Annotated in this window: 3 protein-coding genes and 1 pseudogene; 3 read left to right on the plus strand and 1 reads right to left on the minus strand. The window is 75.9% G+C overall.

Annotation, left to right across the window (positions count from 1 at the left end):
* Positions 1 to 494 precede the first annotated feature (494 nt).
* From PUR56_RS41705 to PUR56_RS41715, 3 genes are all read left to right on the plus strand, one after another.
* Positions 495 to 3,833 carry a non-ribosomal peptide synthetase gene (locus tag PUR56_RS41705; RefSeq protein ID WP_329952821.1) on the plus strand — a complete coding sequence of 1,113 codons (3,339 nt, stop codon included), beginning with the start codon at positions 495 to 497 and terminating at the stop codon, positions 3,831 to 3,833.
* A gap of 105 nt (positions 3,834 to 3,938) precedes the next feature.
* Positions 3,939 to 9,665, plus strand: coding sequence for a non-ribosomal peptide synthetase/MFS transporter (locus tag PUR56_RS41710; RefSeq protein ID WP_329952822.1), 5,727 nt, complete (start codon positions 3,939 to 3,941; stop codon positions 9,663 to 9,665).
* Complete coding sequence (locus tag PUR56_RS41715) at positions 9,662 to 12,823, plus strand: amino acid adenylation domain-containing protein (protein WP_329952823.1); 3,162 nt, start codon at positions 9,662 to 9,664, stop codon at positions 12,821 to 12,823. The genes PUR56_RS41710 and PUR56_RS41715 overlap by 4 nt, the downstream gene beginning before the upstream one ends.
* A gap of 66 nt (positions 12,824 to 12,889) precedes the next feature.
* Here PUR56_RS41715 and PUR56_RS41720 read toward each other — a convergent pair.
* Positions 12,890 to 13,073, minus strand: a pseudogene (locus PUR56_RS41720) (hypothetical protein); the annotation flags it as partial.

Here is a 13,073-nt window from a genome sequence, read left to right on the forward strand (position 1 = left end):
TTGTACACGGGCACTGGGCCTCCGTTCGGCCCAGACCCGTTATGTCTATGGCCCCGAGATGGACGGGAACGGACCCGTTCGATGGCGCTTCGATGACGGACAGTGAACCCAGAGCTGTACAGACAACTTGACACGACTTGACACCCCCTGCGGAGGCGCCCGCGGGCGCCTCCGCAGGGGCCTCCGCACCCCGCCCGGAGCGCGGCCCAGCTGGCACGTCACAGAAGGTAGTTGACGAACCGTTGGACTGTCCGGGCCAGGTCGTGGACAACCCTTGACGAGGCATGTGGTCTGTGGAAATCTCTCGGCAGGTCCAGGCCAATGATCTTCCGACGGGGGAGGGGATCGAACCGCCTGACGCATCAGGGGGGAAACCTGGGAGTCGGGTCGGCCTTGCCACAGCGGCCTGCCGACCGGTCCGAGGAGCGGGCCGGGCACCACTCGGCAGCCGCGCCGTCCACCCGGGCCGCACCGTCGCGGCCCCGCTCGGACGCGTGTCACGCAGCTCCGTCTCCGACTCCCGAATCGAGCACGCCATGTCCGACTCCCCCGCCGCACCCGGCCCTGTCGCCACCTCGGAGGAACCCGCGAGAACGGCGCACACCCCGGCACCGACCGGGCGCCCCGCCTCCCCGGCCCAGCACGGGATCTGGCTGACCAGCCGGCTGACCCGCACGCCGGAGACCTTCCACCTCGCGCTGCGGTTCTCCTTCGACCGGGTCGACACCGGCGCCCTGGAACGGGCGGTCACCGCCACCGTCGGCCGCCGTCCGGCCCTCGCCTCCGCCCTGGTGGAGCGGGACGGCCTGGTCCGACTGGTCCCGGCCGCAAGCCCGCCCGCCCTCACCGTCGTCGACACGACGGCCGACACCCGTGACGGCCTGGCCAAGCGGCTGACCGAGGAGATCACCCTCCCGTTCGACCTCGCCACCGGACCGCTCGCGCGCTTCACCCTGCACCGGCGGCCCGACGGCGCGGCGGAGCTGCTGGTGGTGGCCCACCACGCGGTGTTCGACGGCAACTCCAAGGACGTGCTGGCCGCCGACCTCGCCGCCGCCTACACCGCCGAGCACGCCGCCCGGCACGGCGGGGCGCCCGGCCCGGCCGCCGGCACCGGTTCGGAAGGCCCCGGCACGGCCGACGCCGCCGCGGTCGCCGACGGCGCTCCGGCCGGCCCCGACCCCGACCTCGTCCGTCGGGCCGCCGCGTTCCACGGCCCCCGCTGGGCCGCCGCCACCGAGCCGGTCCTGCCCCACGGTCCGCGGGCCACCACCGACGCCGGGCCGGGCGAGGCCGTCACCTGGCGGCTCGACGGCCCCGGCCGCGCCGCCCTGGCCGACGCCGCGCGCGACAGCGGGGTCACCGTCTTCGAGTTCCTGCTCGCCGCCCTGCACGGCCTGCTCCGGCGCTACGGCGGCGAGTCGGTGCCGGTCGCCGTCCCCTTCGCCACCCGCCGTCCGGACCGGCCCGGCGAGATCGGCCTCTTCGTCAACGAGCTGCCGGTGTACGCACCGGCCGACGCCGGCGAGGAGAGCACGTTCGCGCAGTACGCGCAGGCCGTCCGCGCCGAGGTCCGGCTGACCTCCGCCCACCGCGCCGTCCCGTTCGGCGAGGCCGTGCCCGGGCTCACCCCCCGGGTCGGGCTGGCGCCGGTGTCGTTCGGCTACCGCCGGCGCACCGCCGCCGACCCGGTCTTCCCGGACAGCGCCACCCGGATCGACTGGACGGTGTTCCACCACGCGTCCCGCAACACGCTCCACCTCCAGGCGGTCGAGGACGCCGAGGCCGTCGTGTTCTCCCTCCAGTACGACCCGGCCGTCCTCGCACCGCACGCCGCCCGGCGGATCGCCGGACACCTGGCCTGCCTGCTCGCCGGCGCCACGGCCGACCCCGCCACCGTGCTCGGCGACCTGCCGCTGCTCGACGCCTCCGAGGAACACCTCGTCACCACCGGGTGGAACGAGACCGCCTGCGCCTACCCCGCCGACCGGACCGTGCTCGACCTGGTCCGCGAGCGCGCCGCCGCCACGCCGGACGCCGTCGCCGTGGTGGCCGGCGTGGAACGCCTGACCTACCGGGAGCTCCTGCGGCGCGCCGACCGGCTGGCCGACGCCCTGTCCGCCGCGGGCGTCGGCCGGGACGACCTGGTCGGGTTGCACCTGAGCCGCACCGCCGACCTGCCCGCCGCCCTGCTCGCCGTGCACGCGGTCGGCGCCGGCTACCTGCCGCTCGACCCCGGCTACCCGGCCGAGCGGCTCGCGTTCGTCCTGGCCGACTCCGGCGCCGTCCTGCTCCTGGCCGACCGCGAACCGGCCCCCGAGGTCGCGGCAGCGGCACCCCGGGTGCTCCGGCCGGCCGAAGCCGCGTCCGCGCCCGGGGCCCACCCCGCGCCCGGCGCCGGGGCCGACCGCGCACGCCCGGCCGGCGGGGCGGCCACGGACGGCGGAACCGCGCCGGGCCGACTCGCCTACGTGCTCTACACCTCCGGCTCCACCGGCCGCCCCAAGGGCGTCGAGATCGGCCACCGCGCACTGGTCAACCTGCTCTCGGCCTTCGCCGACCGGCTCGGCTCCGCGCCCCGGGACGTCTGGCTCGGCCTCACCTCCCTCTCGTTCGACATCTCCGCCCTCGAACTGCTGCTGCCGCTGGTCACCGGCGGGCGGCTGGTGCTGGCGCCGGACGGCCTCGCCGTCGACGGACCGGGCCTGCGGGCCCTGATCGAGCGCGAGGGCGTCACCCACGTCCAGGCCACCCCCTCGGGCTGGCGGGTCCTGCTCGGCGCCGGACCGCTGCCGTCCGGCCTGACCGGCCTGGCCGGCGGGGAGGCCCTGCCGCTGCCGCTGGCCCGGGACCTCCGGGCGGGCACGGACCGCCTGTTCAACGTCTACGGGCCGACCGAGACCACCATCTGGTCGACCTGCGCCGAGATACCCGCCGGTCCGGAGGCCGTCCGGATCGGCCGGCCGATCGCCAACACCCGGGCCTACGTGCTGGACCGGCGGCGCAGGCCGCTCCCGATCGGCGTGCCGGGCGAGCTGCACCTCGGCGGGGACGGGGTGGCCGAGGGCTACCTCGGCCGCCCCGGGCTGACCGCCGAACGCTTCGTCGAGGACCCGTTCGATGCCGCCCGCACCTCCGGCACCGGCGGCCGGCTGTACCGGACCGGGGACCTCGCGGCCTGGACCGCCGACGGCGAACTGGAGTTCCTCGGGCGGCTCGACGACCAGGTCAAGATCCGCGGCCACCGGATCGAGCTCGGCGAGATCGAGGCGGCGCTGCTGGCCCACCCCCGCGTCGCCGAGGCCGCCGCGGCCGTCCGCCAGGGGGACGACGGCGAGCCGTTCGTGGCCGGCTACCTCGTCCCCGCGACCGGGACCGCCGCCCCGGACGCCGCAACCCCGGACACCGCGCCCGATACCGCCGAGCTGCGTGCCTTCCTCCAGAGGCTGCTGCCCGCCGCCGCGGTCCCCCAGCGCTTCGCGGTGCTCGACCGGCTGCCCCTGACGCCCAACGGCAAGCTGGACCGCCGGGCCCTGCCCGTCCCGCCGGTGCCGGTCGGCACGCCCGCCGGGGCCGCGGGCACGGCCGAGGGAGCAGGGTCCGAGGAGCGCGACGAGGTGCTCACGGCCGTCCTCGGCGTCTGGGCCGAGGTCCTCGGGCTGCCCGACCTGGGGCCCGAGGAGGATCTGTTCGAACTCGGCGGACACTCCCTGACGATCATTCAGATCACCGCCAGGATCCGCGACCTGCTCGGCGTCGAGCTCGACTTCGACGTCTTCTTCGCGACTCCCACCCCGCTCGGCATCGCCGCGGCCGTCCGCGAACTGCGCTGACCTTCCCGGGCGGCGCGCGCTCCACCGCGCGCCGCCCTCCCCTTCCCGCGACGGATCCGCCCCACCGGCACCTCCGCCACCGACGTGCGCCGAAATGGAACACCGATGACCGACACCCAGGACCCTGCCACCGGGCTGTCCGCGACCAAGCGCGCGCTGCTCGCCCAGCGGCTGCGCGCCGCCTCGGCCCCCGCCAGAACCGTGCCCGCCCGGCCGTCCGACACCGCGCCCCCGCTCTCCAGCGGGCAGGAACGGCTCTGGTTCATGGACCAGTTCGCCCCGCAGTCCACCGCCTTCACCCTGGCGCCGGCCCGCCGGCTGCGCGGCCCGCTCGACCGTCCGGCGCTGGACGCCGCCCTGACCGACCTCGTCGCCCGCCACGAGGCGCTGCGGATGACCTTCCCGAGCACCCCCGAGGGCACCGCGGAGGTCCGAGTCGCCGAACCGGCCCCCTGCCCGGTCCGGTTCGTCGACGCCTGCGCCGCACCGGACCCGGCCGGGCAGGCCGCCGACGAGCTCGCCGCCCTGGTCGGGGAGCCGTTCGACCTGACCAGCGGTCCGCTGCTGCGCGCCCTGCTGGTCCGCACCGCGGCCGAGGAGCACGTGCTCGCGCTGGTCATGCACCACATCGTCAGTGACGGCTGGTCCCTCGACATCCTCCACCGCGAGCTGGACGCGCTCTACGCCCGGCACGCCCACGGCACCCCGGACAACCTGGCCGCCCCCGCCGTCCGGTTCGGCGACTACGCACACTGGCAGCGCGAGCGCCTGAACGGCGACGCGCTGGCCTCCTCCCGCGCGTACTGGCGGACCGCGCTCCGGGACGTCCCCGCACTCGACCTGCCCACCGACCGGCCGCGCCCGCCGGTGCTCACCTTCGACGGGGCCGCCCTGGAATTCCACTGGGGCACCGAACTCGGCAACGGTGTCAAGGAGTTGGCCCGGTCGTCGAACGCGTCCGCCTACATGGTGCTGATGGCCGCCCTGCAGGTGTTGCTCGGCCGGCACTCCGGACGGCGGGACTTCGCGGTCGGCTCGGCGGTCGCCGGCCGGCTCCACCGCGAACTGGAGGACGTCGTCGGCCTGTTCGTCAACATGCTGCCGATCCGGGCCCGGTTGGAGGGCGACCCGACCTTCGGCGAGCTGCTCGGCCGGGTCCGCGAGACCACCCTCGACGCGTACACCCACCAGGAGGTGCCGTTCGAGCAGATGGTGGCCGACCTGGAGATCGAGCGCGACGTCAGCCGGTCCGCCGTCTTCCAGGTCACCTTCGCCTTCCAGAACTACGGCGACCGCAGCGCCGGTACCGGCGCCGACGCCGCCACCGGCGCGCTGACCGGCGAGAGCTTCGGCCACGAGGCCGCCACCACCCGCACCGACCTCGCGCTCTACATGCGGGAGAAGTCCGACGGCGGCCTGTACGGGCTGCTCACCTACCGCACCGACCTCTTCGACGCGGCCACCGTCCGGCGGCTGGTCGAGCGTTTCGAACTGCTGGTCGCGGCGGCCTCGGCCGACCCGGGCCGGCCGGTCTCCCGGCTGCCGCTGCTCACCCCCGGCGAGCGGCGGGACGTCCTGGAGACCTGGGCCGCCGGCCCGCCGCTGCCCGTCACCGCTGCCGGAACCGGCGCCGACAGCGGTGCCACCGCCACCGACACGCTGACCGCGCTGCTCGCCGCCACCGCGCGGGCCCACCCCGAGCGCCCGGCCCTGGTGTTCGAGGACCGCACCGTCGACTACCGCGAGCTGGAGCAGCGCGCCACCGGCCTCGCCCGCCGCCTGCGGGCACTCGGCGTCGGCCCGGACGACCGGGTCGCGGTCTGCCTGGAGCAGTCCCCCGAGCTGGCGGCGGCCCTGGTCGGCGTCCTGAAGTCCGGCGGCTCCTACCTGCCGCTGGACCCGGAGCAGCCGCCCGCCCGGCTCGCCCACCTGGTGGCCGACGCCGAGGTGCGGGTCCTGGTCACCGACTCGGTGCTGCGGGAGCGGTTCCCCGGGTACGCGGGCGCCGAACTGCTGCTCGACACCGGACCGGCCGACGGCGCCGCGCCCGGCCCCGATCCGCTCGCCCCGGACGCCGAACCGCTCGACGAGGTCTCCGGCCCGGACCACCTGGCCTACGTGATCTACACCTCGGGCTCGACCGGCGCGCCCAAGGGCGTCGCCGTCCAGCACCGCCAGATCCTCAACTACCTGGCCGGCGTGCGGGAACGGCTGCGGATCGAGCCGGGCGCCGCGTACGGGCTGCTCCAGTCGCTGTCCTTCGACTTCAGCATCACCATGCTCTACCTCGCCCTGACCACCGGCGGCCGGGTCCACCTCCTGCCGCGCCGGATCGCCGGCGCCGAACTCGCCGACCAGATCGAGGCGCTGGAGCTCGACTACCTCAAGATGACCCCCTCCCACCTGGCCGCGCTCGGCGCCGACGCCCCCATGGAGCGGCTGCTGCCGCGCCGGGCGCTGGTGCTCGGCGGGGAGGCCTCGGCCTGGCCGTGGGCCGCCGAGCTGGCCGCCCTCGGCCGGTGCGCCGTCTTCAACCACTACGGCCCCACCGAGGCGACCGTCGGCGTCACCGTCCACGAGGTCACCGCCGGCGCCCACGGCCCGGGCAGCACCCCCATCGGCGCCCCGCTCGCCGGCGCCCGCTGCCACGTCCTGGACGAGACGCTGCAACCGGTGCCGCCCGGCGTCACCGGCGAGCTGTACCTCGGCGGCGACCGGCTCGCCCGCGGCTACCTGGGCCGCCCCGACCTCACCGCCGAGCGGTTCGTCGACGACCCGTTCGGCGCGACCGGCGACCGGCTCTACCGCACCGGCGACCTCGCCCGCTGGCGGCCCGACGGCACCCTCGACTACCTGGGGCGCGCCGACGACCAGATCAAGGTCCGCGGCTACCGGGTGGAGCCCGGGGAGATCGAGGCCGCCCTCACCGCCCTGCCCGGCATCACCCAGGCCGTCGTGCTGGCCCGCGGCGAAGGGCTGCGCCAGGCCCTGGTCGGCTACCTCGAACACCCGGGGGGCGGTCCCGCCCCGGCACCCGCCGACCTGCGCGAGGCCCTCGCCGAGGTCCTCCCCGACTACATGGTCCCGGCCCGCTTCGTCGTCCTGGACCGGCTGCCGCTGCTGGCCCACGGGAAGGTCGACCGGCGCTCGCTGCCCGAGCCCGAGGAGCCCGCAGCCACCGGCGAGTACGTCGAACCGGAGGGCGAGGAGGAGCAGTACCTCGCCGGACTCTGGGCCGAACTCCTGGCCGTCCCGCGGGTCGGGGCGCTGGACGACTTCTTCGAACTCGGCGGCCACTCGCTGCTCGCCACCCAGGTGGTCGCCCGGCTGCGCCGCACCTACCCCGAACTGCCCACCCCGGTCGGGGTGATGGACCTCTTCAAGTACCCGACCGTCCGGCGCCTCGCCGCCCTGCTCAGCGACCCGCACGCGGACCGCGGACCGCGCAGCCTGCTGCACCGGCTCACCCCGGCGGGCCGGCGGACGACCGCCAGCATCGTCTGCACCCCGTACGGCGGCGGCAGCGCGCTCATCTACAAACCGCTCGCCGACGCCCTGCCCGCCGACTGGGCACTGCACTCGCTCGCCGTCCCCGGCCACGAGCTGGGCGAGGAGGCGATGGACATCGACGAGGTGGCCGCCCTCTGCGCGCAGGAGATCGTCGACACCGTGGAAGGGCGGATCGTCCTCTACGGCCACTGCGGCGTCGGCGTCCGGCTGGCCGTGGAGATCGCCCGGCGGGTGGAGGCGGCCGGACGGGAGATCGAGGCCGTCCACCTCGGCGGGATCTTCCCGTTCGCCCGGCCGCGCGGACGCGGCGCCGCCGTGGGCGAGTGGTGGGCCAGGGTCGCCGACCGGCTCCGCAGCGACCAGGGCATGATCAACGCCCTGGCGGCGGCCGGTCTGGACACCGACGAGGTCGGGACCGAGCAGCTGCGCCTGATGGTCGGCAACCGCCGGATCGGCACCAAGGAGGCCGAGCAGTACTTCACCCGGCTCTTCGAGAGCGAGGACGGCCGGATCGCCGCACCGGTGATCGCCGTCTGCGGTGACCGGGACCCGGCCACCGAGTTCTACGAGGAGCGGTACCGGGAGTGGCACCGTCTCAGCGACACCACCGGCGTGGTGGTGCTCGACGAGGCCGGCCACTTCTACCTCAAGTACCGGGCCGCCGAGCTCGCCGAGATCCTGACCACCGTGCACCGCTCGGTGGCGGCCGGCGAGGAGGAACGGCACCGGCGGAGCGAGGGCGCCACCTGGTGGCTGGCCGGGCTCTCCCGGGACGGGGCGGAGCAGCCGGTCGGCGTCCCGGACGCCTCGCCGAACGCCGCGGGCACCTCGCCTGCCTCCCGGGGCCCGAAGGCGCCGTCGACCCGGCCGACCATGCGGCGGTTCCTCGGCGTCGCCGCCGGCCAGCAGATCTCCATGATCGGCTCCGCGCTCACCGAGTTCGCCCTGCCGGTGTGGATCTACCTGACCACCGGATCGCTCGCCCAGTTCGGCCTGTTGGCCGCCTGCGGGCTGGTGCCCGGCATCCTGGCCGCGCCGATCGCCGGCGCCGTCGTGGACCGCGGCGACCGGCGCCGGATCATGCTGTACGGCGACGTGGCGGCCGGCCTCACCCAGGCGGTGATGCTGCTGCTGTACCTGACCGACGGTCTGGAGGTCTGGCACGCGTACGTGCTGATCGCGCTCCTCTCCACGGCGCTCACGTTCCAGCGGCTCGCCTGGAACTCCGCCGTCCCGCAGCTCGTACCGAAACGTTTCCTCGGCCGGGCCAACGGCATCGTCCAGATGGCCTTCGGACTCGCCCAGTTCCTGGTGCCGCTGTTCGCGGTCGGCCTGCTCTCCGTGCTCGGCCTCGGCGGCATCCTCGCGCTCGACGTCGCCAGCTACGTCGTGGCCACCGCGGTCACCCTCGCCGTGCGCTTCCCGGACGTGATGGCCGCGCGGCGGCGGGAGAGCGTCGCCGCCGAGATCCGCGCCGGGTTCCGGCGTGCGCTCGGCAGCCGGCACTTCCGCGCGATGCTGCTGTTCTTCGCGGTGCTCAACATCTTCCTCTCGCCGCTGTTCCTGCTCACCACCCCGCTGGTGCTCTCCTTCGCCCCGCTCGCGGCGGCCGGCTGGGTCTCCGTCGCGGCCGGCCTGGGCGCCGTCCTGGGCGGCCTGACCCTGCTCGTCTGGGGCGGTCCCCGACGGCTGCGGCTGCGCGGCGTCCTGGTCGCGACCCTCGGCCTGGCCGTCGCCTGCCTGGTGACCGGCCTGCGGCCCTCGGTCCTCACGGTCTCGATCGGCGCGTTCGGCATGGCCTACGGACTCGGCCTGGTCAACGGCGTCTACGCGACCATCGTCCAGACCAAGGTGCCGCTCCGGTTCCACGGCCGCGTGATCGCGGTGAACACCATGGTCGCCTGGTCCACCCTGCCGGTCGGCTTCGCCCTGGTGGCTCCGCTCGGCCCCCGCCTGGTCCAGCCGTGGGTCGACGAGGACGGCCCGCTCGCGGGCACCGTGGGACGGCTGATCGGCACCGGCGAGGGACGCGGCATCGGTCTCCTCTACCTGCTGTTCGGCCTGGCCATGGCCCTGCTCGTGCTGGTCTGCCTGGCCGTCCCGGCCCTGCGGCACTTCGACCGCGACGTCCCGGACGCCGAGCCCGACGACCTGATCGGTCTCGCCACCCTCTCGGGCCGCGCCGACGCCGTCGCACCCGGCACCGTCGCGACCGACGCCGCACCCGGCACCGCACCAGCCCCCGCTCCCGCTCCCGTCCTCACCTCGCCCGCAGCCGTCGCGGCCGCGCGCCGTACCGGAACCGAGGCCGCCGCCCGATGACTCCCACCGACCGCACGACCGGCGCCGACCGCCCCACCGGGGCGGCCCACCCGCTCACCGAGGAGCAGCGGCGCCTCTGGTTCCTCCAGCAGCTCCACCCCGCCGACGCGGGCTTCAACATGTACCTCTGCCGCCGCTGGAGCGGCCCGCTCGACCGGGAGGCGCTGCGCGCCGCGCTCACCCGGCTGACGGACCGGCACGAGACCCTGCGCACCCGCTTCGCCCTCGACGGCGAGGCGCCCGTCCAGCTCGTCGAGCCGCCCGCGCCGGTCCCGCTCGACCTGGTCGAGCTTGCGCCCGGCGCCGGGGAGCGGGACTTCACCGAGGCCTGCCGTCCGGCCGTCAACGCGCCGTTCGACCTGGCCGCCCGCCCGCCGCTGCGCGCCGTCCTGATCTCGTCCGGGCCCGACGAGCACGCGCTGGCCGTGGTGGTGCACCACATCGTGTCGGACGGCTGGTCCTTCCGGATCCTCTGGAGCGAGCTGCTCGCCCTCTACCGGGAGGAGACCGGCGAGGGGCCGGCCGGCCTGGCACCGCTCGGCCTGCGGTACGGCGACGTCGCCCGGGCCGAGCAGGACCGCGCGGCGAACGGCGGGGCCGAGGCGGCCTTCCGCTACTGGGCCGAGAAGCTGGCCGGCACCGGCCGGCTGCGGCTCCCCCTGGACCGTCCCCGTCCGGCCGAGCCGCTGCACCCGGCGGGGTTCGCCACGGTGCGCCTGGACCCCGGCCTCACCGCCGCCCTGGACGCGCTGGCGCGCCGGGAGCGCTGCACCCCGTTCATGGTGCTGCTGGCCGCCTACCAGTGCGTGCTGGCCCGCTGGACCGGCACCGGAGACTTCCTGGTCGGCACCCCGCTGGCGGGCCGCACCGAGGCCGCCCAGGAGGCGCTGGTCGGCTACTTCACCCGGACGGGCGTGATCCGCGCGGACCTCACCGGGGAGCCGGACTTCCGGACGGTGCTGCACCGGGCCCGGGCCGCCACCCTGGGCGCGCTGAGCCACCAGGACGTGCCGGTCGAACGGCTCGCCGCCCACCTGGGCCTGCCCGCGGAGGCCGGCGCGGCGCCGCTCTACCAGGCGGTGTTCGTCCACCAGAGCCAGTACGACCTGGCCGGGGGCGACGGCGGGTCCGACCTGCCGGCCGGGGTGCGTACCGCCTCGATGGACTCCGGGTTCGAACGCGCCAAGACCGACCTGCTGCTCGACAGCTGGCGCACCCCGGACGGCGGGCTGACGCTCTCCTTCTGCTTCGACCGGGAGGTCTTCGACGAGGCCACCGTCACTGCGCTCGGCGACCGGTGCCGGGCCCTGCTCGTCGCCGTGGTCGAGGACGCGGTGCTGCCGCTGCACGGCGACTGGCTGATCGGCGCGGACGAACGCGCCGAGCTGCTCGCGCTCGGCACCGGGCCGGCGTCCGGACCGGTGCCGCCGGTCCTGGAGCGGTTCGCCGAGCGGGTCGCCACCGCGCCGGACGCGCCGGCGCTGGAGTGCGGGGGCCACACCCTCTCCTACGCCGAACTGAACCGCCTGGCGGACGAGTTGGCCGGCCGGCTCGGCCCGGTCGCCGGGCAGCTGGTGGCGGTGCGGATCGCGCCGTCCTTCGACCTCGTGGTCGCGCTGCTGGCGGTCTGGAAGGCCGGCGCCGGCTACCTCCCGCTCGACCCGGCCCACCCGGAGGAGCGGCGGCGGCTGATGCTCCGCGAATCGGGCGCCGTCCTCCTGCTGACCGACGAGGACGGCGACGGACTCCGCGTCCGGCCGGTCTCCGACCCCGCCCCCGGCGACGAGCGGGCCGGGCTCGCGTACGTCCTCTACACGTCCGGGTCCACCGGCACCCCCAAGGCGGTGGCCGTCGACCACGCGGCCCTCGCCGCCCGGGTCGACTGGATGGCGGGGCCCGACGGCTACCGGCTCACGCCCGCCGACCGGATCGTCCAGTTCGCCTCGATCGGGTTCGACACCCACGCCGAGGAGGTGTGGCCGGCGCTCGCCACCGGCGCGTGCGTCGTGCTGCTGCCCGGTGGCGGACGCACCCTGCCCGAGCTGCTGCGCGGACCGCACGGGCCGTCCGTCACCGTGCTCGACCTGCCGACCGCGTACTGGGAGGAGCTGGTCTCGCTCGACGGCGAGACCCCGTGGCCGGCCGCCCTGCGCCTGGTGGTGCTCGGCGGCTCCGAGGCCCGCGCCGACGCCGTCGGACGCTGGCGGGACCGGCACGGCGACACCGTCCGGCTGGTCAACACCTACGGCCCGACCGAGGCCACCGTCATCGCCACCGCCGGCGACCTCACCGCCCCGGACGCCGCCCGGCGCCCGCCGCTCGGCCGGCCCCTGCCGGGGGTGCGGCTGTACGTGCTCGACGAGCGCGGCGCCCTGCTCCCCCGCGGCTCCGAGGGCGAGCTCCACATCGGCGGCACCGGCCTCGCCCGCGGCTACCTGGGCCGCCCCGACCTCACCGACGCAGCCTTCCGCCCCGACCCGTTCACCGGGACGCGGATGTACCGCACCGGGGACCGTGCCCGCTGGCGCTCCGACGGGCGGTTGGAGTACCTCGGCCGCACGGACGAGCAGGTCAAGCTGCGCGGCTACCGGATCGAACCGGCCGAGATCGAGGCCGCCCTGGCCGACCACCCGGAGGTCGCCCGGGCGGCGGCCGTCGTCCTGGCCGGCCGTCGTCTGGTCGCCTACGCCGTCCCCGCGTCCGGCGCCGAGCCGGCACCGGACGCCCTGCGCGAACACCTCGCCCGGCGCCTGCCCGCCTACGCCGTCCCGGACACCGTCGTCCTGCTCGACCGGTTGCCGCTGACCCTGAACGGCAAGCTGGACACCGCCGCCCTCCCCGCCCCCGACCCGACCGCGGGGGCCGAGTACCTGGCCCCGCGCACCGACGCCGAACACCTCGTCACGCAGCTCTGGCAGGAGGTCCTCGGCCTGCCCCGGGTCGGGGTGCTCGACGACTTCTTCACCCTCGGCGGGGACTCGCTCCTGGTGACCCGGGTCGTCGCCCGCATCCGCGCCGGGGTCGGCCTGGAGGTACCGATCCGCGACGCCTTCGAACTCTCCACCGCAGCCGCCCTCGCCGCCCGCGTCGAGGACCTGCTGATCGCCGAGATCGAGGCCCTGAGCGAGGACGAGGCCGCCGACCGCCTCACCGGCTGACGGCCCGCTCCGCGTCGCGCGCCCTGCGGTGTCGGGGAACCCTCCCCGACACCGCAGGAGCGGCCGTCAGAAGTCGCCGAAGGCGGCTGCGAGATCCGCGTCGTGCATGCCGGGGAAGGCGTAGCCGTCCTGCTCGTCCCACGGGACGTCGAGGTCGTCCATGTGCACACGCCACTCCGCTCCGGGCAGCGCGCGGCGCAACTCGGTGACGGCGCCCAGCACGTGGACCATCACCGGCAGCATCCGCCCC

The organism is Streptomyces sp. BE303 (genome assembly GCF_036290945.1).
GTDB lineage: Bacteria > Actinomycetota > Actinomycetes > Streptomycetales > Streptomycetaceae > Kitasatospora.

Coding starts and splice junctions, on each gene's coding strand:
- PUR56_RS41710 (WP_329952822.1), top strand. CDS start 3,939: ATGACCGACACCCAGGACCCTGCCACCGGGCTGTCCGCGACCAAGCGC.
- PUR56_RS41715 (WP_329952823.1), top strand. CDS start 9,662: ATGACTCCCACCGACCGCACGACCGGCGCCGACCGCCCCACCGGGGCG.